Annotated in this window: 20 protein-coding genes; 14 read left to right on the plus strand and 6 right to left on the minus strand. The window is 71.3% G+C overall.

Annotated elements, in window-relative coordinates:
- Window positions 1-44 precede the first annotated feature (44 nt).
- The 7 genes from rsmA (at window position 45) to ACZ4D5_RS31720 (ending at window position 10100) form a co-directional block, all read left to right on the plus strand.
- Window positions 45-911: a 16S rRNA (adenine(1518)-N(6)/adenine(1519)-N(6))-dimethyltransferase RsmA gene (gene rsmA / locus ACZ4D5_RS31690; RefSeq protein ID WP_467775891.1), complete on the plus strand. Its 867-nt coding sequence runs from the start codon at window positions 45-47 to the stop codon at window positions 909-911.
- The gene (locus tag ACZ4D5_RS31695; RefSeq protein ID WP_467775892.1) at window positions 908-1795 is read left to right on the plus strand and encodes a 4-(cytidine 5'-diphospho)-2-C-methyl-D-erythritol kinase; all 888 of its coding nucleotides are present in this window, start codon (window positions 908-910) and stop codon (window positions 1793-1795) included. The genes rsmA and ACZ4D5_RS31695 overlap by 4 nt, the downstream gene beginning before the upstream one ends.
- 181 nt (window positions 1796-1976) lie before the next feature.
- Window positions 1977-3353: an acyltransferase family protein gene (locus tag ACZ4D5_RS31700; protein WP_467775893.1), complete on the plus strand. Its 1377-nt coding sequence runs from the start codon at window positions 1977-1979 to the stop codon at window positions 3351-3353.
- A 31-nt stretch (window positions 3354-3384) separates the two neighbouring features.
- Window positions 3385-5202 carry an ABC-F family ATP-binding cassette domain-containing protein gene (locus ACZ4D5_RS31705; protein WP_467775894.1) on the plus strand — a complete coding sequence of 606 codons (1818 nt, stop codon included), beginning with the start codon at window positions 3385-3387 and terminating at the stop codon, window positions 5200-5202.
- Window positions 5203-5360: 158 nt separating this feature from the next.
- Window positions 5361-7187 carry an outer membrane protein assembly factor BamB family protein gene (locus ACZ4D5_RS31710; protein WP_467775895.1) on the plus strand — a complete coding sequence of 609 codons (1827 nt, stop codon included), beginning with the start codon at window positions 5361-5363 and terminating at the stop codon, window positions 7185-7187.
- Between the two features lie 70 nt (window positions 7188-7257).
- Window positions 7258-9162, plus strand: coding sequence for an outer membrane protein assembly factor BamB family protein (locus ACZ4D5_RS31715; RefSeq protein ID WP_467775896.1), 1905 nt, complete (start codon window positions 7258-7260; stop codon window positions 9160-9162).
- Window positions 9163-9374: 212 nt separating this feature from the next.
- Window positions 9375-10100 carry a helix-turn-helix transcriptional regulator gene (locus ACZ4D5_RS31720; protein ID WP_467775897.1) on the plus strand — a complete coding sequence of 242 codons (726 nt, stop codon included), beginning with the start codon at window positions 9375-9377 and terminating at the stop codon, window positions 10098-10100.
- 38 nt (window positions 10101-10138) lie between these two features.
- Here the strand turns inward: ACZ4D5_RS31720 and ACZ4D5_RS31725 are convergent, their stop codons facing one another.
- Both ACZ4D5_RS31725 and ACZ4D5_RS31730 read right to left on the minus strand, forming a co-directional pair.
- Window positions 10139-10420 (minus strand): hypothetical protein, encoded by a 282-nt coding sequence (locus ACZ4D5_RS31725; protein WP_467775898.1) that lies wholly within the window; start codon window positions 10418-10420, stop codon window positions 10139-10141.
- A gap of 22 nt (window positions 10421-10442) precedes the next feature.
- Complete coding sequence (locus ACZ4D5_RS31730) at window positions 10443-12125, minus strand: sodium:solute symporter family protein (protein WP_467775899.1); 1683 nt, start codon at window positions 12123-12125, stop codon at window positions 10443-10445.
- Between the two features lie 212 nt (window positions 12126-12337).
- On the opposite strand from ACZ4D5_RS31730, the gene galT reads away from it, so the two are divergent.
- The 3 genes from galT to galK are packed head-to-tail and all read left to right on the plus strand — an operon-like array spanning window position 12338 to window position 15534.
- Window positions 12338-13420, plus strand: a complete 1083-nt coding sequence (gene galT / locus ACZ4D5_RS31735; protein ID WP_467775900.1) for a galactose-1-phosphate uridylyltransferase — start codon at window positions 12338-12340, stop codon at window positions 13418-13420.
- Window positions 13417-14376, plus strand: coding sequence for a UDP-glucose 4-epimerase GalE (galE, locus tag ACZ4D5_RS31740; protein ID WP_467775901.1), 960 nt, complete (start codon window positions 13417-13419; stop codon window positions 14374-14376). Before galT ends, galE begins: the two co-directional genes overlap by 4 nt.
- Window positions 14377-14379: 3 nt before the next feature.
- Entirely contained in the window at window positions 14380-15534 is a 1155-nt protein-coding gene (galK, locus tag ACZ4D5_RS31745) for a galactokinase (protein WP_467775902.1), read from the plus strand.
- Between the two features lie 18 nt (window positions 15535-15552).
- On the opposite strand, the gene ACZ4D5_RS31750 is transcribed toward galK, so the two are convergent.
- On the minus strand, window positions 15553-16008 hold the full coding sequence (locus tag ACZ4D5_RS31750; protein WP_467776039.1) for a GNAT family N-acetyltransferase: 456 nt from the start codon (window positions 16006-16008) through the stop codon (window positions 15553-15555).
- 275 nt (window positions 16009-16283) lie between these two features.
- Here ACZ4D5_RS31750 and ACZ4D5_RS31755 point away from each other — a divergent pair, with 275 nt between their 5' ends.
- Window positions 16284-17060 (plus strand): LuxR C-terminal-related transcriptional regulator, encoded by a 777-nt coding sequence (locus ACZ4D5_RS31755; RefSeq protein ID WP_467775903.1) that lies wholly within the window; start codon window positions 16284-16286, stop codon window positions 17058-17060.
- Here ACZ4D5_RS31755 and tamR read toward each other — a convergent pair.
- On the minus strand, window positions 17019-17516 hold the full coding sequence (gene tamR, locus ACZ4D5_RS31760; protein ID WP_362339478.1) for a MarR family transcriptional regulator TamR: 498 nt from the start codon (window positions 17514-17516) through the stop codon (window positions 17019-17021). The genes ACZ4D5_RS31755 and tamR overlap by 42 nt on opposite strands.
- 101 nt (window positions 17517-17617) lie before the next feature.
- On the opposite strand from tamR, the gene ACZ4D5_RS31765 reads away from it, so the two are divergent.
- Together ACZ4D5_RS31765 and ACZ4D5_RS31770 are read left to right on the plus strand one after the other, a co-directional pair.
- On the plus strand, window positions 17618-18442 hold the full coding sequence (locus tag ACZ4D5_RS31765) for a trans-aconitate 2-methyltransferase (protein WP_467775904.1): 825 nt from the start codon (window positions 17618-17620) through the stop codon (window positions 18440-18442).
- Window positions 18442-18810: a VOC family protein gene (locus ACZ4D5_RS31770; protein ID WP_467775905.1), complete on the plus strand. Its 369-nt coding sequence runs from the start codon at window positions 18442-18444 to the stop codon at window positions 18808-18810. Before ACZ4D5_RS31765 ends, ACZ4D5_RS31770 begins: the two co-directional genes overlap by 1 nt.
- Window positions 18811-18822: 12 nt before the next feature.
- Here the strand turns inward: ACZ4D5_RS31770 and ACZ4D5_RS31775 are convergent, their stop codons facing one another.
- Together ACZ4D5_RS31775 and ACZ4D5_RS31780 are read right to left on the minus strand one after the other, a co-directional pair.
- The gene (locus ACZ4D5_RS31775; RefSeq protein ID WP_362339481.1) at window positions 18823-19506 is read right to left on the minus strand and encodes a TetR/AcrR family transcriptional regulator; all 684 of its coding nucleotides are present in this window, start codon (window positions 19504-19506) and stop codon (window positions 18823-18825) included.
- On the minus strand, window positions 19503-20543 hold the full coding sequence (locus ACZ4D5_RS31780) for an acyl-CoA desaturase (protein ID WP_467775906.1): 1041 nt from the start codon (window positions 20541-20543) through the stop codon (window positions 19503-19505). Before ACZ4D5_RS31780 ends, ACZ4D5_RS31775 begins: the two co-directional genes overlap by 4 nt.
- A gap of 262 nt (window positions 20544-20805) precedes the next feature.
- On the opposite strand from ACZ4D5_RS31780, the gene ppc reads away from it, so the two are divergent.
- Entirely contained in the window at window positions 20806-23550 is a 2745-nt protein-coding gene (gene ppc, locus ACZ4D5_RS31785) for a phosphoenolpyruvate carboxylase (RefSeq protein WP_467775907.1), read from the plus strand.
- Window positions 23551-23553: the final 3 nt, after the last annotated feature.

The following is a 23553-nucleotide window of genomic DNA, read 5'->3' on the forward strand; positions in this document are numbered from 1 at the left end:
ACGTGGGGCGCCGGGCAACCGGCGCGGCCCCGTAACCTGGTGCGGTGAGCACTGAGCACGGCGCCCTCCTCGGCCCCGCCGACATCCGCGAGCTGGCCGCTGCCCTGGGCGTACGCCCGACCAAGCAGCGCGGCCAGAACTTCGTCATCGACGCCAACACCGTACGGCGCATCGTCCGCACCGCCGAGGTCCGCCCGGACGACGTCGTCGTCGAGGTCGGCCCCGGCCTCGGGTCGCTGACCCTGGCCCTGCTGGAGACCGCGTCCCACGTCACCGCGGTCGAGATCGACGACGTCCTCGCCGCGGCGCTGCCCGCGACCGTCGAGGCCCGTCTCCCGGAGAAGGCCGGCTCCTTCGGGCTCGTGCACAGCGACGCCATGCTCGTGGGCGAGCTCCCCGGGCCCGCGCCCACCGCCCTCGTCGCGAACCTTCCGTACAACGTGGCCGTGCCCGTGCTGCTGCACATGCTCGACACCTTCCCGACCATCGAGCGCACCCTCGTGATGGTCCAGGCCGAGGTCGCCGACCGGCTCGCCGCCGGGCCGGGGTCCCGGGTGTACGGGGTGCCGTCCGTGAAGGCCGCCTGGTACGCGGACGTGAAGCGTGCGGGGTCCATCGGGCGCAACGTCTTCTGGCCCGCGCCCAACGTCGACTCGGGCCTCGTCTCGCTGGTGCGGCGCGAGGAGCCGGTCAGGACCAGCGCCTCGAAGAAGGAGGTCTTCGCCGTCGTCGACGCCGCCTTCGCGCAGCGCAGGAAGACCCTGCGGGCCGCGCTCGCCGGGTGGGCCGGGTCCGCCGCCGCTGCCGAGGCCGCCCTGGTCGCCGCCGGAGTCTCGCCCCAGGCGCGCGGCGAGGCCCTGACCGTGGAGGAGTTCGCCCGCATCGCCGAACACAAGGAGGCCGGCGCGTGAGCGTCACCGTACGGGTTCCCGCGAAGGTCAACGTCCAGCTGGCGGTGGGTGCCGCCCGCGCCGACGGGTTCCACGACCTCGCCAACGTCTTCCTCGCCGTCGGGCTCTACGACGAGGTCACCGTCACCGCCGCCGACGAGCTGACCGTGACGTGCGAGGGCCCAGGGGCCGAGCAGGTGCCGCTGGACCGTACGAATCTCGCGGCCCGGGCCGCCGAGCTGCTCGGCGCGCGGTACGGCATCGCGCCCGACGTGCACCTCCACATCGCCAAGGACATCCCCGTCGCGGGCGGCATGGCGGGCGGCAGCGCCGACGGTGCCGGCGCGCTCGTGGCGTGCGACGCGCTGTGGGGGACCGGGGCGTCCCAGGGTGAACTGCTCGACATCTGCGCCGAGTTGGGCAGCGACGTGCCGTTCGGTCTGGTGGGCGGCGCCGCGCTCGGGACCGGGCGCGGCGAGAAGCTGGAGCCGCTGGACGTCGGGGGGAGCTTCCACTGGGTGTTCGCCGTCGCCGACGGCGGGCTGTCCACGCCCGCCGTGTACCGCGAGTTCGACCGGCTCACGCCCGTCGCGCCCGCCCCCGAGGCGTCCCCCGCCCTGCTCGCCGCCCTGCGCGACGGTGACGTCGAGGCGCTCGCCGCCTCCGTCTCCAACGACCTGCAGCCCGCCGCCCTTTCGCTCTTCCCCTCGCTCCGCGACACGCTCGCGGCGGGGACGTCCGCCGGTGCCCTTGCCGCGCTCGTCTCCGGTTCGGGGCCGACCACGGCTTTCCTCGCGCGTGACGCCGCAGCCGCGGAGCGTGTGGCCGACGCCCTCCTCGCCTCGGGTACCTGCCGAGCCGCGCGCGTCGCGGCATCCCCCGCTCCGGGTGCCACGCTGCTCTAGGCAGCGCCCCGAAGGGGCGCGGGGCTGTGTCGACATGGGGCTCCGCCGCGTGGGCGCGACCGGCCACGACGGTACGGCGGACGGCCGACGGCATGGCGCGGCGGAGCGCTCAGGTACTCAGATCCGCATCTGAGTACGCGGGCGCTGACGCCGCCGCGGGGCGGCACGCGACCGTACGTACATGGGATCAAGCGTTCGCGAACTGGCCGAGCAGACGCCCTCCGGGCGTGACCGGTACATCGACCTGCTGCGGGTCGCCTCGCTCGGCACGGTCGTGCTCGGGCACTGGCTGATGGCCGCCGTGACCGTCGGCGGCGACGGCGGTGTGGAGGTCGGCAACCTCCTCGCCGTCGTCCCCGGGCTCCAACTCCTCACGTGGGCGCTGCAGATCATGCCCGTCTTCTTCTTCGTCGGCGGCTTCTCGCACGCGCTGTCCCACCGGTCGTCGAGCCGCAGGTTCGAGGGCCGGTCCGGGTACTCGGCCTTCCTGCGGGCGCGGCTCCAGCGGCTGCTGCGGCCCACCATGGTGTTCATAGGCGTGTGGGGCGCGGGCGCGCTGATCCTCCAACTGGGGGGCCAGGGCGGCGGGTTGCTCGACGTCGCGCTGCGGCTCGTCGCCCAGCCGCTGTGGTTCATCGGCATCTACCTGGCGATGGTCGCCTTCACGCCGCCGCTGCTGCGGCTGCACGAGCGCTGGGGGTGGGGCGCGTTCGGCGCGCTCGTGGCGGCCGCGGGCGCCGTGGACCTGGCGCGCTTCGCGTTCGGCGTGCCGTACGTGGAGTTCCTGAACTTCGCCTTCGTCTGGCTCGCGGTGCACCAGCTGGGCTTCCTGCGCGCGGACGGGCGGCTGCGGCTGCGGATGCCGTACGTCCTGGCGGGGGCGGGGCTCGCGGGGGCCTCCCTGCTCGTGGCCCTCGGCCCGTACCCCCTCTCCATGGTCGGGATGCCCGGCGAGCGCGTCTCGAACATGGCGCCGCCCACCTTCGCCCTGCTCTGCCACGGCCTGTGGCTGGTCGGCGCGGTCGAGCTGGTGCGCGGCCCGGCGACGCGGTGGCTGGCCCGCCCGAAGGTGTGGCGCGGCGTGGTCGCGGCCAACGGCATCTCCATGACGGCGTTCCTGTGGCACCTGACGGCGATGCTCGGGGTGTACGGGGTGCTGCTCGCCCTCGACGTCCCGCTGCCCGAGCCCGCGTCGGCGGCCTGGTGGGCGCAGGTGCCGCCGCGCATGGCGGCCGCGGCCGCGCTCACCGCGGTGCTCGTCGCCGCCTTCCGCCGCTTCGAGAGGCCGGGGGCGGCGCGGGAGACCGGGCCGGGCGGCGGCCCGGTGTCGGGCCCGGCGGCCGCGGTCGGCGTCACGCTCTGCCTCTTCGGCGTGCTGGGTCTGTCGATGGTCGGCTTCGGCGGGCTCCTGGAAGGGCGTACCGCCCTGCTGGTCGCGGTGCACGTGACGGCGCCGGTCGCGGTGGGGATGGCGCTCGCGGGATGGTTCCTCGTGGAGCGTGCGGGCCGCGGGCGCACCCACCGCAGGGGAGCCACCCGTGCGGGCGACTACGCTTGAGGATCGATCGATCCCCCCTGTCAGGAGTGAAATGGCCGTCAATCTGGTCAATGTCGAGGCAGTCAGCAAGGTGTACGGCACCCGTGCCCTGCTCGACGGCGTCTCACTCGGCGTGTCCGAGGGGGACCGGATCGGCGTCGTGGGGCGCAACGGCGACGGGAAGACCACCCTGATCCGGATGCTCGCCAAGCTGGAGGAGGCCGACACCGGGCGGGTCACGCACAACGGCGGGCTGCGGCTCGGCGTGCTCACCCAGCACGATTCGCTCGACCCCGAGGCCACCGTCCGGCACGAGGTCATCGGCGACCTCGCCGACCACGAGTGGGCGGGCAGCGCCAAGATCAGGGACGTGCTCACCGGGCTGTTCGGCGGGCTCGACCTGCCCGGCTTCCCGCAGGGCCTCGACACCGTCATCGGCCCGCTCTCCGGTGGCGAGCGGCGCCGCATCGCGCTGGCCAAGCTGCTCATCGCCGAGCAGGACCTGATCGTGCTCGACGAGCCGACCAACCACCTCGACGTCGAGGGCATCTCGTGGCTGGCGGGGCACCTGCGGACGCGGCGCTCCGCGCTCGTCTGCGTGACGCACGACCGCTGGTTCCTGGACCAGGTGTGCACCCGCATGTGGGACGTACAGCGCGGTTCCGTCTTCGAGTACGAGGGCGGGTACTCCGACTACGTCTTCGCGCGCGCCGAGCGCGAGCGCATCGCGGCCACCGAGGAGACCAAGCGGCAGAACCTGATGCGCAAGGAGCTCGCCTGGCTGCGGCGCGGCGCCCCGGCCCGCACCAGCAAGCCGAAGTTCCGCATCGAGGCCGCCAACGAACTGATCGCGGACGTGCCGCCGCCGCGCGACACCAGCGAGCTGATGAAGTTCGCGACGACTCGGCTCGGCAAGACGGTCTTCGACCTGGAGGACGTGTCCGTCCAGGCCGGTCCGAAGATGCTGCTCAAGCACCTGACCTGGCAGCTCGGCCCCGGCGACCGCATCGGCCTGGTCGGTGTGAACGGCGCGGGCAAGACCTCGCTGCTGCGCGCCATGGCCGAGGCGGCGCGCAGCGAGGGCGACGTACAGCCCGCGGCCGGAAGGATCGTCGTCGGCAAGACCGTGAAGCTGGCCTACCTCTCGCAGGAGGTCGCCGAGCTGAAGCCGACGCTGCGGGTCCTGGAGGCCGTGCAGCAGGTCCGCGAGCGCGTCGACCTCGGCAAGGGCCGGGAGATGACCGCCGGGCAGCTCTGCGAGACGTTCGGTTTCAACAAGGAGAAGCAGTGGACGCCGGTCGGCGACCTGTCCGGTGGTGAGCGGCGCAGGCTGCAGCTGCTGCGGCTGCTCATGGACGAGCCGAACGTCCTCTTCCTCGACGAGCCGACCAACGACCTCGACATCGAGACGCTGACGCAGCTCGAAGACGTCCTCGACGGGTGGCCGGGATCGATGGTCGTGATCTCCCACGACCGGTTCTTCGTCGAGCGGACGACGGACAAGGTGTTCGCGCTTCTGGGTGACGCCACGATGCGGATGCTGCCGCGCGGCATCGACGAGTACCTGGAGCGCAGGCAGCGGATGGCCGAGGCCGCCGTCGCCGTGGCCCCCGCGCAGGCCGCGCCCGCACAGGGCGCGGCGACCAAGACCGTCTCGGCCGCCGACGCCCGTGCCGCCAAGAAGGAACTCCAGAAGATCGAGCGGCAGCTGGACAAGGTCTCCGAGAAGGAGACCAAGCTCCACGCACAAATCGCGGACAATGCCACGGACTTCGCGAAGGTGGCCAAACTGGACGCCGAACTCCGTGAACTGATCGGCGAGCGCGAGGAGTTGGAAATGCGCTGGCTGGAGCTGGCGGAGGACGCGTAGAGCTCCCGTGGAGCTCGCGTAACGGACGCATCACGGGCCGGTCCTCCCTTGGGAACAGGGGCAGGACCGGCCCCGTGTGGTACGGGGTCAGGGTGATAGAAAGGCTGACCTGAGAGCACCATTTGGCGTGCCGAAAATCAGTGAAGGGGGAAGCGCTGATGACTCAGCCGCCCAACCAGCCGCCGCACGGCGGTTACGGAGCTCCGCAGGATCCACGGAACGCGGGGGCGCCGCAGCCACCGGGCCGGCCACCGCAGCAGCCGGGTCAGCCGCCGCAGGCCCCGCCGCCCGCCGCCCCCCAGCCGGGGCAGCCTCAGCCCGGTTACGGCTACCCGCAGACGCCGCCGCCCGCGTCCGACAACCCGTACGCGCAGCCGACCCAGCCGCAGCAGCCGGGGCCCTACGGCCAGCCGCAGCAGCCCGGTCCCTACGGCCAGCAGCAGCCCGGCCCCTACAGCCAGCCGACCCAGCCCGGCCCCTACGGCGGCCAGCCGCAGTACGGCTACCAGCAGCAGCCGCCCACGCAGCCGCAGTTCCCCGCCGGACCCGGCGCGAGCGGCGGCGGCAACGGCAGGCGCAACAAGGTGCTGGTGATCGCCGCCGCGGCCGTGGCCGCGCTGCTCGTCGCGGGCGGTGTCACCTGGGCCGTCGTCGGCGGCGACGACGGCGAGAAGAAGCCCGAGGCGAAGAACAAGGACCCCAAGCCCAGCGCCTCGGCCCCGGCCAACCCGGGCAACGGCAGCGGCGACGGCTACGACGGCAAGGAAGACCTCAACGAGGGCCGTCAGCCCGGCGAGGCCAAGGTGCTCTGGTACAAGGAGGCGCCGAAGGTCCCCGGCTCCGGCGGCGACGCCCCGGGCATGTGGGTCAAGGACAACATCGTGGTCAAGGCCGCGTACAAGCAGCTCCTGGCCTACGACGTCACGACCGGCAAGACCGCCTGGAAGGCCATCACCTTCCCGCAGAAGATCTGTGCCGCCACCAAGACGGCCACCGACGACGGCAAGATCGTCGTGGCGTACAAGGAAGGCACCAAGTCCAGCGCCAAGTGCAACCAGCTCCAGGTCGTCGACCTGGCGACGGGCGGCAAGGGCTGGGGCAAGCCGGTCAAGGAGGAGGGCCTCTTCGACTTCGCGCTGCAGACCCACCTCGTCCTCGTCGGCGACGTCCTGATGGTCGGCCGCGACCAGTCCGGCACCGCGCTGCGGATGAGCGACGGCAAGAAGCTCTACGTCGCGGACAAGAAGGAAGAGGGCACCTGCTTCCCCAACGGCTTCGCCGGCGGCAAGAAGCTGATCATGGCCCTGTCCTGCGGCGCGAGCACGGACAACGAACACGACGAGCTGCAGCAGCTCGACCCGAAGACCGGCCGCGCCCTGTGGACCAAGAAGTTCCCCAAGGGCTGGCGGATCGGCAAGGTCTACGGCGTCAGCCCGACGATCGTGTACCTCCGCAACGAGGAGAAGAAGCAGTGGAACATCACGGTGCTGAAGGAGGACAGCGACAAGACGCGCTCCGAGGTCAGCATCGACGACAACTTCGCGCCGCAGTGCGACACTTCGGTGCTCAGCCGTGAGCTGGGCGGCTGCCTGGGCGTGACGTCCGACGACAAGAACCTCTACCTGCCGACCGACGAGAAGAGCGGCGCGAACGAGATCGTCGCGATCAGCCTCGACACCGGCAAGGAAGCCTGGCGCACCAAGTCGCCGCTGGACGAAACGATGCTGCCGCTGAAGATGGAGGACGGCTCGGTCATCGCGTACGTCACTCCGTCCTACGACTCCGGCGGCCGCGTCGTCTCCATCCCGACGTCCGGCTCGCACAAGCCCAAGACCCTTCTGCAGCACCCGAAGGGCACCTCGCGGATCGAGAGCGGCTTCTACTCGAAGGACGTCGACTACGTGGACGGGCGCTTCTACATCTCGACCACCAGCATCATGAGCTCCTCCGGTCAGTCGAAGCTGATGCTCGCCTACGGCAAGTGACCTGCCCCGCCGCTCGGCACCACCCTCTCGACCGCTCTCGTCCCCAAGGCCCCAAGGAATAGACGACGTCATGACCCAGCCGCCCCAGCCACCGCAGCAGCCCCCGAACGAGCCCCCGCAGGGCGGCTTCGGCGCGCCCCAGGAGCCCCCGGCCGGTGGCTTCGGCGCCCCGCAGGACCCGCCGCCCGCCGGCTTCGGCAAGGCCCCGGAGCCGTCGTACGGCTACCCGCAGGCACCCCAGCCCCCGGCCCAGCAGCCGCAGGCCCCGCAGACGCCGCCGCCCGCGCAGCCCCCGGCCCCGCCCGGTCAGCCGCCGCAGACGCCGCCGCCCGCGGCCCCTTCGGCGCCCCCGGCCGGCCAGCCCACCTACGGCTACCCGCAGGCTCCTCAGGCACCGCAGGCTCCCCAGGGCTACGGCTACCCGACCCAGCCCGCCCAGCCGCAGTACCAGCAGGGCTACCAGCAGCCGCCCACCATGCCGATGCAGCCGCAGCCCGTGGCCGGCGGCGGGGGCGGCAAGAAGATCAGCAGCCAGATGACGATCATCATCGCGGCGGTCGCCGCGATCGCGCTGATCGTCGGCGGCGGTGTCTTCTACGCCTCGACGAAGGACGACGACTCCAAGACCACCTCGCAGGGCTCCGGCGAGAAGGGCGGCAAGGACGGCAAGGGCGGCAAGGAAGGCAAGGACGGCGAGTCCCTGCCCGAGCAGGGCCCGGCCAAGGAGAAGGCCCCGTCGAACACGACGGCCAAGGTCCTCATGCAGCTGCCCCAGCCGGAGATCCCCAAGGACCAGATCTGGACCGCCACGGGCTCCGTGCTGACCGACGACGTCTACGCCAAGGCCGGCGTCAACGAGCTGAACGGCTACGACCCGGACACCGGCAAGAAGAAGTGGACGGTCCCGCTCTCCGGCATGACCTGCGCCATGTCGCGCGAGGTCACCGAGGACGGCATCGCCGCGGTCGTCACCGAAGAGGCCAAGCGGAACAAGAAGGGTGACTACGAGCAGTGCACCAACGTCTCCGCGATTGACCTGAAGTCCGGCAAGAAGCTCTGGACCGAGAGCGCCGACGCCAACGGCGTGAAGGCGACGTTCAAGGAAGTCACCATCTCGGGCACCACGATCGCCGCCGGCGCGGGCACCTCCAGCGGCGGCGCCGCCTGGGACGTCACCGGCAAGTCGCTGTGGTCGCCGAAGGTCGGCAAGTGCGAGGACGTCGGCTACGCGGGCGGGGACCAGCTGGTCGCGGTCCGCAAGTGCGGTTCGTACGGCGACTACCAGTACAAGGTCCAGCTCCTGGACCCGAAGACCGGCGACGACAAGTGGACGTACCCGCTCGCCGACGGCATCGACAACGCCAAGATCATCTCGACGAACCCGGTCGTCTTCGGCCAGGACACCACCGAGATCACCGCGTCCGGCGTCACGGACGTCTTCGCCATCGGCAGCAACGGCAAGCTGCGCTCCAAGATCTCCCTGGAGGACGGCAAGTACGACCACGACTGCGGCGTCAACATGGTCAACGACTGCAAGGCCATCGCCGTCGGCAACGACCGGCTGTACGTCCCGACCCGCCAGCACGACGGCAGCGGCGAGAGCTACAACCGCACCAACGAGATCGTGTCCTTCTCGCTGGCCACCGGCAAGCCGACCAGCGACCGCGCGGTCGCCGGTGACAACGGCGAGATCTTCCCGGTCCGCATGGACGGCGGCAACGTCATCGCGTACAAGGCGCACGGCTACCAGAAGGGCGCCCAGATCGTCTCCCTCGACGGCAAGACGATGAAGGAGACCAAGCTCCTGGAGACCCCGAGCTCCGAGGCGGTCACCGACGCGATCAGCGGCATGGTCCCGAAGTCGAACGAACTCGTCTACGGCAACGGGCACTTGTTCCTCGGCAAGAAGCTGCTGAGCAAGCCCTACTCGAAGGACGAGAAGGAGTACGTGGCGATCGGCTTCGTCGCGAAGTAGGCCCAGGTCCACGCATGGCGGCCGTCCCCTCGGAGCGCGAGGGGGCGGCCGCCGTCGTATCCGTACCACCTGTCGCCCCCAATCACCCCTGAATGGACGGGATTTCGGCATTCCGAGCCGCTTCTGACCGGTAGGGGGCGCGCAACGTCGAACAAGCGTGTAGCTTCCGGGAGATGGAGGGCCGGGGGGCCTGGGGGAACTGGGGGGTTGCTATGGGTGTGCGGCTCATGGTGGTCGACGATCACCGACTGCTCGCCGAGGCACTCGCCTCGGCGCTGAAGCTGCGCGGGCACCGGGTGCTCGCCGCGGCCGCGCCCGCCGCGGGCGCGGCGGAACTGGTCATCAGCAGGGCGCCCGAGGTCTGTCTCCTCGGCACGGCCACGCCGGCCGAGCCGGGCATGTTCGACCCGGTCGTGAAGATCAAGAGGGAGCGTCCGCAGGTGGCGGTCGTGGTGCTCGGCCCGGTGCCGAACCCGCGCGGGATCGCCGCGGCCTTCGCCTCCGGCGCCTCCGGGTACGTACGCCATGACGAGCGCATCGAAGGAGTGGAGCGCGCCATCATGAAGGCGCGCGCGGGGGAGGCCGCCGTCGCGCCCCAACTCCTTCAGGGCGCCTTCAGCGAGCTGCTCAACCCGGCCGCGCAGCCCGACGACGAGGGCCAGCGCCTGCTGCAGATGCTCACGCCGCGCGAGGTCGAGGTCCTGGTGCGGGTCGCGGACGGCGAGGACACCCGGCTGATCGCGGCCGGGATGGGGATAGCCCCGAGCACGGCGCGCACGCATGTGCAGCGGGTCCTGATGAAGCTGGGCGTCGGATCGCGCCTGGAGGCCGCGGCCCTCGCCGCGCGCACGGGTCTCCTGGAGCGCGCCGAGCGCCCGACGTCGTCCTATGCGAACAACACCACGGACATGCCGACGGGGCCCGAGTCACCGCCGTGAACCCGGGCCCCGTACGGGTGAGTTGATCCCTCGCGGGGTCAGTCGTCCGCCGGTTCCTCCGCGGGTGCGGCCGTCGGCCGCAGCCAGAGCCAGCCGAGGAAGAACAGGCCGAGGGCGAGCATGCCGAGGCCGGTCCAGAGGTTGATGTTGATGTCCTCGGCCTTCCTCAGGTCGGCGTCGGACGCGGTGATGCCGGCGATCGTCACGATGACGCCGTAGACGACGAACAGGCCGCCGATGATCCGCCGGATGTCGAAGAGGCGGGCGGCCGTCGCGGACTTGCGCTCCAGCTCGGAGACTTCGTTGTGCAGCTCGGACATGGTGTCGGTCCTCCGATCGGGTCTAGAGCGAGTACGGCAGGTAGCAGGCGGCGGCGAGCGCGACCGCGCCCCAGCCGAGCAGGGCGGGCTTGCGGTACCACGCGTCGTCGCCCGCCGCCGCGTCCTCGTCGCCCCCGCCCTCCAGGCCGGGCGAGGCCGTTCCGTAGACCAGACCGGCCAGTTCGGCCTCCGGCTTGGGGGCGGTGAAGAGCGTGACGACGACCATCACCACGGCACCGGCGACGAAGCCGACGATCGCCGAGACGAAGTTGGCGCCCTGGTCGGTCGGGATGTCGATGACGCCCTGCTTGTAGATCCAGAAGTAGTTCACCATCGCGGCGGTCGTGCCCGCGAGCAGACCCCACACACCGGACTTCATCGAGGCCCGCTTCCAGAACATGCCGATGATGAAGACGACGAACATCGGGACGTTGAAGAAGGAGAACAGGGTCTGCAGGTAGCCCATGATGTTCGAGAAGCTAGACGCGATGAACGCCGTGCCGATCGAGGCGAGCACGCCGATCGCCGTGATGAGCCGCCCGAAGTTCAGGTAATAGCCGTCCTCGCGGCCCTTGACCACGTACTTGGCCCAGATGTCGTACGTGAACACGGTGTTGAAGGACGAGACGTTGGCCGCCATGCCCGCCATGAACGCGGCGAGCAGACCGGTGACCGCGATGCCGAGGACGCCGTTGGGCAGCAACTCCTGCATCAGATAGGGGATCGCGTCGTTGTACGTCAGGTCCGACCCGGCGGTGCCGATCTTCGGGACGAGGACGGCGGCGACCAGCCCCGGGATCATCACCAGGAAGACGATGAAGATCTTCGGGAAGGCGGCGATCAGCGGGGTGCGCTGGGCGGCGCTCAGGTTCTTCGCGGAGAGCGCGCGCTGCACCTCGGCGAAGTTCGTCGTCCAGTAGCCGAAGGAGAGCACGAAGCCGAGGCCGAGGATGATGGTCAGCCAGTTGGCGCCCAGCGGGTTGGCGTCGCCGATGCCGGTGCCGCCCCAGGCGGTCATGAAGTTCTCGCCGTGCTGCTTCTCGATGGAGCCGGTGAGTCCGTCCCAGCCGCCGACCTTCTTCAGGCCGATGACGCAGATCGGGATGAGGGCGGCGAGGATCACGAAGAACTGCAGGACCTCGTTGTAGATCGCCGAGGAGAGGCCGCCGATCGTGATGTACGCGAGCACGAACAGGCCGGCGACGACGATCGCCACCCACTGCGGCCAGCCGAGCAGCGCCTCGACGACGATCGAGAGGGCGTAGAGGTTCACGCCCGCGATGAGGATCGCGGCGAAGGCGAAGAGCGCCGAGCTGAGCAGGTGCGCGGACCTGTCGAACCGCTGGAGCAGGAACTCCGGGACGGAGCGGACCTTGGAGCGGTAGTAGAACGGCATCATCACGAGGCCGAGGAAGACCATCGCGGGGATGGCGCCGATCCAGTACCAGTGGACGACCGCGACGCCGTACTGCGCTCCGGTGGCCGCCATGCCCAGGATCTCGGTGGCGCCGAGGTTCGCGGCGACGAAGGCGAGACCGGTGACCCAGGCGGGCAGTGAGCGTCCTGAGAGGAAGAAGTCGAGGCTCGTCTTCACGGAGCGCCGGGCGGCGAATCCGATGCCGAGGACGACCGCGAAGTAGATCGCGAGGATCGCGTAGTCGAGCCCGTTGGTGGGGAGCCGAAGCCCATCGGCCAGGGTTTGCATGGGGAACTCGCTTCGTTGCGCGAACTGATCAGACGGGAACCTACGCCTCGCTTTTCAATAAGTGAACAGTTCCGATGATGTTCTTTGTTTGATTGTGACCGGAACCCTGCCGTAGTTGCCCAGGGTGAGCGGGCGGCCCCTTGACTGGCCTGGTAGGTCGTGGTTTGTTATGTGCGGTTCTGTTTGGTGGGTGTTGATGAGGAGCCCTGAACGTGAAGAAGACCTCGACCCGTCTCGCCGACGGTCGTGAGCTCATCTACTACGACGTGCGCGACGACGCCGTCCGCGAGGCGGCCGACCGGCGCCCGCTCGGGCCCGTCTCGACCACGTCGGAGATCCGCAGGGACCCCCTCCTCGGCGACTCGGTCGCCATCGCCTCGCACCGCCAGGGCCGCACCTACCACCCGCCGGCCGACGAGTGCCCCCTGTGCCCCTCCGCGGGGGACCGGCTGAGCGAGATCCCCGACTCCTCGTACGACGTCGTGGTCTTCGAGAACCGCTTCCCCTCGCTCGCCGGCGACGCGGGCCGCTGCGAGGTGGTCTGCTTCACCTCCGACCACGCGGCGTCCTTCGCGGACCTCACCCCCGAGCAGGCGGGTCTCGTCCTGGAGGCCTGGACCGACCGCACCGCCGAGCTCTCCCATCTGCCCTCGGTGGAGCAGGTCTTCTGCTTCGAGAACCGCGGCGCCGAGATCGGCGTGACCCTCGGCCATCCGCACGGGCAGATCTACGCCTATCCGTTCGTCACCCCGCGCACGGCCCTGATGCTCCGCTCGCTCGCCGCCTTCAAGGAGTCCTCGGGCGGCCTCAACCTCTTCGACGACATCGTCGCGAGGGAGAGCGCCGGTGAGCGGGTCGTCCTGGAGGGCGAGCACTGGGTGGCCTTCGTGCCCCACGCCGCCCACTGGCCCTACGAGGTGCACCTCTACCCCAGGCGCCGGGTGCCCGACCTGCTCGCGCTCGACGAGGCGGCGCGCGCGGAGTTCCCGCGGATCTACCTGGAACTCCTCAGGCGCTTCGACCGGATCTTCGGCGAAGGCGGAAGCGGCGGGGAGGACCCCACTCCCTACATCGCCGCCTGGCATCAGGCGCCCTTCGGGCCGCTGGAGGGGGTGGCGGGATATGAGGGGATCAATCGTGATGATTTCGCCCTCCACCTTGAACTTTTCACGATTCGCCGCACTTCGGGCAAGCTGAAGTTCCTCGCGGGTTCCGAATCCGGCATGAGCGTGTTCATCAACGACGTGCCGCCGGAAGCCGCGGCCCAGCGACTGCGAGAGGTAGCGAGTTCATGAGCGGTAAGTACCTGGTCACCGGTGGAGCGGGCTATGTCGGAAGCGTGGTGGCCCAGCACCTGATCGAGGCCGGGCACGAGGTGACGGTCCTCGACAACCTCTCGACCGGCTTCCGCGAGGGCGTCCCCGCCGGCGCCGCCTTCGTCGAGGGCGACATCCGCGACGCCGCCAAGTGGCTGGACTCCTCCTACGACGCGGTGCTGCACTTCGCCGCCTTCTCCCAGGTCGGCGAGTCCGTCGAGAAGCCCGAGAAGTACTGGGACAACAACGTCGGCGGCACCATGGCGCTGCTCGCCGCGATGCGCGACGCGGGCGTGCGCAGGCTCGTCTTCTCCTCGACGGCCGCGACGTACGGCGAGCCCGTGAACACCCCCATCACGGAGACCGACCCGACCGCCCCCACCTCGCCCTACGGTGCCTCCAAGCTCGCCGTCGACCACATGATCACCGGCGAGGCCACCGCCCACGGCCTGGCCGCCGTCTCGCTGCGCTACTTCAACGTCGCGGGCGCGTACGGCGAGTTCGGCGAGCGCCACGACCCCGAGTCGCACCTCATCCCGCTGGTCCTCCAGGTCGCGCAGGGCCGCCGCGAGGCGATCAACGTCTTCGGCGACGACTACCCGACCCCGGACGGCACCTGCGTACGCGACTACATCCACGTCGCCGACCTCGCCGAGGCGCACCTCCTCGCGGTCGAGGCCGCCACCCCCGGCGAGCACCTGATCTGCAACCTCGGCAACGGCAACGGCTTCTCCGTGCGCGAGGTCATCGAGACCGTGCGCGAGGTCACCGGGCACCCCGTCCCCGAGGTGACGGCCCCGCGCCGCGGCGGCGACCCGGCGGTCCTGGTCGCGTCCGCCGCCACCGCGCACGACAGGCTCGGCTGGCGCCCGTCCCGCGCGGACCTCGCGGGCATCGTCGCCGACGCCTGGGCGTTCGCCCAGCGAAAGGGATAATCCATGGGCACGGCATCCGAAGTCGCCGCGCGGTTCGAGGAGTTGTACGGATACGCGCCGGACGGCGTCTGGTCGGCCCCCGGCCGGGTCAACCTCATCGGCGAGTACACGGACTTCAACGAAGGCTTCGTGATGCCCCTCGCCCTCCCGCACACCGCTCTCGCCGCCGTCGCCCGGCGCTCGGACGGCGTCCTGCGCCTGCACTCCGCCGACATCGACGCCCCGCTCGTCGAACTGCGCGTGGACGAGCTCGCGCCGCTGTCGGACGGGGGCTGGGCCGCGTACCCGGCCGGGGTCGTCTGGGCGCTGCGGGAGGCCGGGCACCCGGTCGGCGGCGCCGACCTGCACCTCGCGTCGACCGTCCCGACCGGCGCGGGCCTCTCGTCCTCCGCCGCCCTGGAGGTCGTCACCGCCCTCGCACTCGACGACCTGTACGGACTCGGGCTCACCCGGCCGCAGTTGGCGGTCCTCGCCCAGCGTGCCGAGAACGCGTTCGTGGGCGTGCCCTGCGGTGTGATGGACCAGACGGCGTCGGCGTGCTGCACCGAGGGCCACGCCCTGCACCTGGACTGCCGCGACCTGTCGATACGTCAGGTGCCCTTCGACCTGGCGGCGCAGGGGCTGCGGCTCCTGGTCGTCGACACCCGGGTGAAGCACGCGCTCGGCGACGGCGCCTACGCCGAGCGCCGCGCCGGGTGCGAGGCGGGCGCGCGGGCGCTCGGGGTCTCGCACCTGCGTGACGTCGCGTACGCGGAACTGCCGGACGCGCTTGGCAAGTTGACGGACGAAAAGGTCCGCAGGTACGTGCGCCACGTGGTGTCGGACGACCGCCGCGTCGAGCGGGTCATCGGGCTCCTGGACGCCGGTGACGCCCGCGCCATCGGCCCCGTCCTCACCGAGGGCCACGCCTCGCTCCGCGACGACCTGCGCATCTCCTGCCCGGAGCTGGACCTGGTGGTGAGCTCGGCCAACGCGGCCGGCGCGCTCGGTGCCCGGATGACCGGCGGCGGCTTCGGCGGCTCCGCGGTCGTCCTGGTGGAGGAGGCGGACGCGGAGGCGGTGACGGAGTCCGTCCTCGACGCCTTCGCGGCGGCGGGCTTCACGGCGCCGCGGGTGTTCCCGGCGGTGGCCTCGGCGGGCGCGCGCCGCGAGGTGTGAGCCCCGCGCGGGCGGCGCCTAGGCCAGGCGCTTGGTCAGGGTGAACTCCTTGGCGCCCTCGGGGTAGTCCGGGATCACGCACACCAGCTCGTACCCCTGGTTCCGGTAGAAGCCGGGGGCCTGGAAGTCCCAGGTCTCCACACGGGAGTTGAGGCAGCCGCGCTCCTCGCGGGCCATGCGCTCCGCCTCGTCGAGGAGGCGCGAGCCGAGGCCCGCGCCGCGGTGGCGGTCGTCGACCCAGAGGTGATCCACGTGCAGCCAGCGGGCCCACGTGTGCGCGGCGAGCCCCGCCGCGAGGCCGCCCGCCCCGTCCAACGCCCAGAGGGCCAGCGGGACTTCCTGGTCGTCGACCGTCCCGCGCAGGGCGCGGAGCTCGGGAGACGCCGCCGTGTTCGACTCGCTCAGCCGCGAGCGAAGCAGAACGAGCCGCTCCTTGTCGACTCCTGTCTCAATACGAAACATACGGCTCACCATAAACGCGTCGGCCAATCAGTTCTGCAAATCGCCTTCCGCTCCCGGCGTCCGGCCCTACTCTGAAGGACAGTGCCGGTGGGGGCCGGCGCTGATCAGGGGGCGAGACAGTCGGGTACGACGCCCGGCGTGGGGGTGGCAAGCGGAGCGCGGCGGCGGCCGTGACCCTGCGGCGACCCCCGTTCCGGGCGCCGTACCTGCGCCGATTCGTTCTCCGGCGATCTTCCGACGGGGACATCCCCTGCTCCTGTGGAGGGAGCGCGGGGAAGGGGGTTTCTGTGGTCCGCATTCGAGTCCTGGTCGTCGACGACCATCGCATCTTCGCCGAGTCGCTGGCCGCCGCGCTGGCGGCCGAGCCCGACGTCGACGTGTCCGCGGCCGGCAGTGGCCCCGCCGCGCTCCGCTGCCTGGAGCGGGCGGTCACCGAGGGCCGCAGATTCGACGTGCTGCTCGTCGACGCCGACCTCGGCAGCACCGCGAGCGCCCTCCAGGGCGCCCGCCCCGCCGTCCCGGTCCAGGAGGGCAACGCCGACGGCCTCGTCGACGGCATCTCCCTGGTGGCGGGCGTCCGTTCGGGCCAGCCCTCCGTGCGCACCGTCGTGCTCGCCGAGAAGGACGACCCGCGCCGCGCGGCCCTCGCGCTGCAGGCCGGGGCCTCCGGGTGGGTCGCCAAGGACTGCTCGCTCTCCCGCCTCCTCACGGTCATACGAGGAGTGCTCAGGGACGAGACCCACCTGCCGCCCGCCCTGCTCACCGGCGTCCTGCGCGAGCTGACCGCGGCCCGCAAGCACCGCACCGAGTCCGAGCGCCTCGTGGAGTCCCTGACCCCGCGCGAGCGCGAGGTCCTGCGCTGCATGGTGGCGGGCCTCGGCCGCAAGGCGGTCGCCGAACGCCTCTTCCTCTCCCCGCACACAGTGCGTACGCACATGCAGAACGTGCTGGGAAAGCTGGGCGTGCACTCCACTCTGGCGGCGGTCGCGCTCGCCAGGCGCGCGGGTGTCGGCCCGGTCGACCTAGCCGGGGATGTTGTCGAACGGGGCGGTCAACTGGCGTAGCAGCCCGGCCAGTTCGCCCCGCTGGGCGCGGGAGAGCTCCGCGAGGATCGCCCGCTCCTGTTCGAGCAGTCCCGCGAGGGCCTGGTCCGCGCGGTCCTGGCCCTCGGCGGTGAGGCGCACGAGCACGCCGCGGCGGTCGCTCGGATCCGGCAGGCGCTCGACGAGGCCCTTCTTCGCGAGGCGGTCGATGCGGTTCGTCATCGTGCCGGACGTCACGAGTGTCTGGGTCAGGAGCTGGCCGGGGGAGAGCTGGTAGGGAGCGCCCGCGCGCCGCAGCGACGTCAGGACGTCGAACTCCCAGGGCTCCAGATTGTGCTCGGAGAACGCGAGCCTGCGGGCCCGGTCCAGGTGCCGCGCGAGCCTGCTCACACGGCTGAGCACCTCGAGTGGTTCCACGTCGAGGTCCGGGCGCTCCCGGCGCCACGCAGCGACCAGCCGATCGACCTCGTCCTCCATGACGATCAGTGTAGGGGGTCTGTCGACATGAAGTCTCTTGACGTCAAGATATCTCTCGGCTGAGGATGGGGTGGCGCCCACATTTCCACGAGGAGGCCACCGTGTCCGCTGCCGTCTGGGATCCGCGTCAGTATCTGCGTCATGAGGGCCACCGTGCCCGGCCCTTCGTGGATCTACTCGCCCGTGTCCCCGAACCGCCCGCCGGGGATTCCCGCCCGCCCCGCGTCGCGGACCTCGGCTGCGGGCCCGGCAACGTCACGCGCCTGATCGCCGAGCGCTGGCCCACCGCGCACATCACCGGCTTCGACAACTCGCCGGACATGCTCGCCGGGGCGGCGGCCCTGGCCGGGCCGACGGCGGGCGGCGGACACCTGGACTTCGCGGCGGCGGACGCCACGTCGTGGGCGCCGGCCCCTGAGACGTACGACCTGATCCTCTCCAACGCGACCCTGCAGTGGGTGCCGGGCCACCCCGGCTCCTTCCCCGCGTGGATCTCCGCCCTGGTGCCCGGCGGCACGTTCGCCTTCCAGGTGCCCGGCAACTTCGACGCCCCGAGCCACGTCCTGATGCGGGAGCTCGCCGGGTCCGACCGCTGGCGCGACCGCCTGGGCGGCCTGCTGCGCCACGCGGACGCGGTGCTCTCGCCGGGCGCCTACCTGGAGCGCCTCGCGGACCTCGGCTGCGAGGTCGACGCGTGGGAGACGACCTACCAGCACCTCCTGACGGGCCGGGACCCCGTTCTGGACTGGGTCAAGGGCACGGGCCTGCGCCCGGTCCTCACGGCGCTCGCGGACGACGAGGCGGCGCGGGAGACGTTCCTGACGGAGTACGCGGACCTGCTGCGCAAGGCCTACCCGCCGACCCCCCACGGCACGGTCTTCCCGTTCCGCAGGGTGTTCGCGGTGGCCCGCAGGGCGGGGTCCTGATGCTCGCGGCCGTCGATCACGTACAACTGGCCGCCCCGCCCGGCAGCGAGCCCGCCCTGCGCGCGTACTACGTCGGGGTGCTCGGCATGGCGGAGACGCCGAAGCCGCCCGTGCTCGCGGCGCGCGGGGGCTGCTGGTTCGCGGCGGGGGCCGTCCGGCTGCACCTGGGCGTGGAGGAGGACTTCCGGCCCGCGGGAAAGGCCCACCCCGGGCTGCGCGTGCGGGACATCGAGGCGTACGCCGACCGGCTGGCCGCGCACGGCGCCGAGGTGACCTGGGACGAGAACCTGCCGGGGCACCGGCGCTTCTACTCGCGGGACCCGGTCGGCAACCGCCTGGAGTTCCTGGAGCCGAGCCCCGGCGACTGACGCGCCGGGCGCTCAACTCTTCCTGTGCCCTATCAACCGCGGCTTCGGCTCCAGGCCGTCCAGGCCGTGCCAGGCCAGGTTGACCAGGTGGGCGGCGACCTCCGCCTTCTTCGGCTTGCGCACGTCCAGCCACCACTGGCCCGTCAGCGCGACCATGCCGACCAGGGCCTGGGCGTAGAGCGGGGCGAGCTTCTGGTCGAAGCCGCGGGTCTTGAACTCCTGGCCCAGGATGTCCTCGACCTGCGTCGCGATGTCGGAGATCAGGGACGCGAAGGTGCCCGTGGACTGCGCGACGGGGGAGTCGCGGACCAGGATGCGGAAGCCGTCCGTGTACGTCTCGATGTAGTCGAGGAGGGCGAAGGCGGCCTGTTCGAGGAGCTCGCGCGGGTGCCCGGCGGTCAGGGCCCCCGTCACCATGTCGAGCAGTGCCCGCATCTCGCGGTCCACCACCACCGCGTACAGCCCCTCCTTGCCGCCGAAGTGCTCGTACACGACGGGCTTGGACACCCCGGCCTTCGCCGCGATCTCCTCCACCGACGTGCCCTCGAACCCCTTGGCCGCGAACAGCGTGCGACCGATGTCGAGGAGCTGCTCCCGGCGCTCGGCACCCGTCATCCGGGTCCGGCGGGTGCGCCGGGGCTTCTCTTTGCTGGAGGGGCTGGAGTTGCTGGAGTCGGTCGCCACGTCGTCAATCATGCCGCGTCGGCGGCGCGGGGGACGCGGCGGGACTCGATGCGCGACTTCGAGGGCCAGCGCACGTCGTACGCCCAGCCGAGCCGCTCGCACCAGCGGATGATCCGGGCGGAGGAGTCGACCTGGCCCTTCATCACGCCGTGCCGCGCGGCCGTCGGGTCGGCGTGGTGGAGGTTGTGCCAGGACTCGCCGCAGGACAGGACCGCGAGCCACCACACGTTGCCCGAGCGGTCACGGGACTTGAAGGGGCGCTTGCCGACCGCGTGGCAGATCGAGTTGATCGACCACGTGACGTGGTGCAGCAGGGCGACGCGGACGAGGGAGCCCCAGAAGAAGGCCGTGAACGCGCCCCACCACGACATCGTCGCCAGGCCGCCGACCAGCGGGGGGACGGCCAGCGACACGATCGTCCAGAGCAGGAACTGCCGGGAGATCCGGCGGATCGCCGGGTCCTTGACCAGGTCCGGCGCGTACTTCTCCTGCGGCGTCTGCTCCTCGTCGAACATCCAGCCGATGTGCGCCCACCACAGGCCCTTCATCAGGGCGGGGACGGTCTCGCCGAAGCGCCACGGCGAGTGCGGGTCGCCCTCCGCGTCCGAGAACCTGTGGTGCTTGCGGTGGTCGGCCACCCAACGGACCAGGGGGCCCTCGACCGCCATCGACCCGGCGATCGCGAGCGCGATCCGCAGCGGCCGCTTCGCCTTGAAGGAGCCGTGTGTGAAGTAGCGGTGGAAGCCGATGGTGATGCCGTGGCAGCCCAGGAAGTACATGAAGACGAGCAGGCCGAGGTCCAGCCAGCTCACCCCCCACCCCCAGGCCAGCGGCACCGCGGCCACCAGGGCGAGGAAGGGGACGGTGATGAACAGGAGCAGCGCGATCTGTTCGAGGGACCGCTTCTGCTCGCCGCCCAGGGTCGCGGACGGCGCCGGGGCGGGGTCGGTGGAGGTGGTGGCCGCGGTGGCGGCGGCGGTGGTCGCCGCCGCCCGCGGAGCGTCCTCGATCACATCGGTGTCTGAGTACGCATCGGACGTTGTCGTCATGGGCACGTCCCCTGTGGGGTCGAAGAGTGAGGGTTGTCTGCGGGTGCGCGCGAGCGGACCGTGTGTTTCCTACGGTTCCGTAACCTACGGCGACGTAAGTATGGCAGCGAGGAGGCCGGCAGCAAGAGGCCGCGAGCTCCGTGCCCTGAGTGACACCTATCCTTGGAGACGGTCGGACAGCGCGGTCCGCTCTGTATCTCCCCCGGATCCTTCCCCGGGACCCCTCCCAGACGTGCTTCAAACACTGCAAGGAGCCGCACCTGTGAGCAGTGCCGACGACCAGGGCCGCCAGGCCACCAGCACCGCCAGCACCGAGCTGCGCGCCGACATCCGCCGCCTCGGCGATCTGCTCGGCGAGACCCTCGTACGCCAGGAGGGCCCCGAGCTCCTCGAACTGGTCGAGAAGGTCCGCCGTCTGACGCGCGAGGACGGTGAGGCCGCCGCCAAGCTGCTCGGCGGCACGGAACTGGAGACCGCGGCCAAGCTGGTCCGCGCCTTCTCCACGTACTTCCATCTGGCGAACGTCACGGAGCAGGTCCACCGCGGCCGCGAGCTGCGCGCCAAGCGCGCCGCCGAGGGCGGCCTCCTCGCCCGCACCGCGGACCGCCTCAAGGACGCCGACCCCGAGCACCTGCGCCAGACCGTGCAGCACCTGAACGTGCGCCCCGTCTTCACCGCGCACCCCACGGAGGCCGCGCGCCGCTCCGTGCTCAACAAGCTCCGCCGGGTCGCCGAGCTCCTGGAGACCCCGGTCATCGAGTCCGACCGGCGCCGCCACGACACCCGCCTGGCCGAGAACATCGACCTGGTGTGGCAGACCGACGAGCTCCGCGTCGTGCGCCCGGAGCCCGCGGACGAGGCCCGCAACGCCATCTACTACCTGGACGAGCTGCACGCCGGCGCCGTCGGCGACGTCCTGGAGGACCTCACCGCCGAGCTGGAGCGCGTCGGCGTCGAGCTGCCCGAGGGCACCCGCCCCCTCAGCTTCGGCACCTGGATCGGCGGCGACCGCGACGGCAACCCGAACGTGACCCCGCAGGTCACCTGGGACGTCCTGATCCTCCAGCACGAGCACGGCATCAACGACGCGCTCGACATGATCGACGAGCTGCGCGGCTTCCTCTCCAACTCCATCCGCTACACCGGCGCGACGGAGGAGCTGAAGGCCTCCCTCCAGTGCGACCTGGAGCGCCTCCCGGAGATCAGCCCGCGCTACAAGCGCCTCAACGCCGAGGAGCCGTACCGCCTCAAGGCCACCTGCGTCCGGCAGAAGCTGGAGAACACCAAGGAGCGCCTGGCCAAGGGCACCGCGCACGAGGAGGGCCGCGACTACCTCGGCACCGCCGAGCTGCTGCACGACCTCACGCTGATCCAGACCTCGCTGCGCGAGCACAAGGGCGGCCTCTTCGCCGAGGGCCGGATGAACCGCACCATCCGTACGCTCGCGGCGTTCGGCCTCCAGCTGGCGACGATGGACGTACGCGAGCACGCGGACGCCCACCACCACGCCCTCGGCCAGCTCTTCGACCGCCTCGGCGAGGAGTCCTGGCGCTACGCCGACATGCCCCGCGAGTACCGCCAGAAGCTGCTCGCCAAGGAGCTGCGGTCCCGGCGCCCGCTCGGCCCCTCCCCGGCGCCGGTGGACGCCGCGGGCGAGAAGACCCTCGGCGTCTTCCTCACCGTCAAGAAGGCCCTGGAGGTCTTCGGGCCCGAGGTCATCGAGTCGTACATCATCTCGATGTGCCAGGGCGCGGACGACGTGTTCGCCGCGGCCGTCCTCGCGCGCGAGGCGGGCCTGATCGACCTGCACGCTGGCTGGGCGAAGATCGGCATCGTGCCGCTCCTGGAGACCACCGACGAGCTGCGCGCCGCCGACGTCATCCTCGACGAGATGCTCGCCGACCCCTCCTACCGCCGTCTCGTCGCCCTGCGCGGCGACGTCCAGGAGGTCATGCTCGGGTACTCCGACTCCTCCAAGTTCGGCGGCATCACCACCTCGCAGTGGGAGATCCACCGCGCCCAGCGCAGGCTGCGTGACGTCGCGCACCGCTACGGGGTCAGGCTCCGGCTCTTCCACGGCCGCGGCGGAACGGTCGGCCGCGGTGGCGGCCCCTCGCACGACGCGATCCTCGCCCAGCCCTGGGGCACCCTGGAGGGCGAGATCAAGGTGACCGAGCAGGGCGAGGTCATCTCCGACAAGTACCTGGTGCCTTCGCTGGCCCGCGAGAACCTCGAACTGACCGTCGCGGCGACGCTGCAGGCCTCCGCGCTGCACACCGCCCCGCGCCAGTCCGACGAGGCGCTGGCCCGCTGGGACGCCGCCATGGACGTCGTCTCGGACGCCGCGCACTCCGCGTACCGCAGGCTGGTCGAGGACCCGGACCTGCCGACGTACTTCCTCGCGTCGACGCCGGTCGACCAGCTCGCCGACCTGCACCTGGGCTCCCGGCCCTCCCGGCGCCCCGGCTCGGGCGTCTCGCTCGACGGCCTGCGCGCCATCCCGTGGGTCTTCGGCTGGACCCAGTCGCGGCAGATCGTGCCGGGCTGGTTCGGCGTCGGCTCGGGCCTGAAGGCCCTGCGCGAGGCCGGTCTGGACACCGTGCTCGACGAGATGCACGAGCACTGGCACTTCTTCCGGAACTTCATCTCCAACGTCGAGATGACGCTCGCGAAGACGGACCTGCGGATCGCCAGGCACTATGTGGACACCCTCGTGCCGGACGAGCTCAAGCACGTCTTCGACATGATCGAGGAAGAGCACGAGCTGACCGTCCGCGAGGTCCTGCGCATCACCGGCGGGGAGCAGCTCCTCGACTCCCACCCGGCGCTGCAGCAGACCTTCGCGATCCGCGACGCCTACCTCGACCCGATCTCCTACCTCCAGGTCGCGCTGCTCAAGCGCCAGCGCGACGCGGCGGCCGCCGGTGACGAGCCGGACCCGCTGCTCGGCCGCGCCCTGCTGCTCACCGTGAACGGTGTCGCGGCGGGTCTGCGCAACACCGGCTGACGT

The sequence above is a fragment of the Streptomyces sp. NPDC025651 genome, assembly GCF_055558735.1.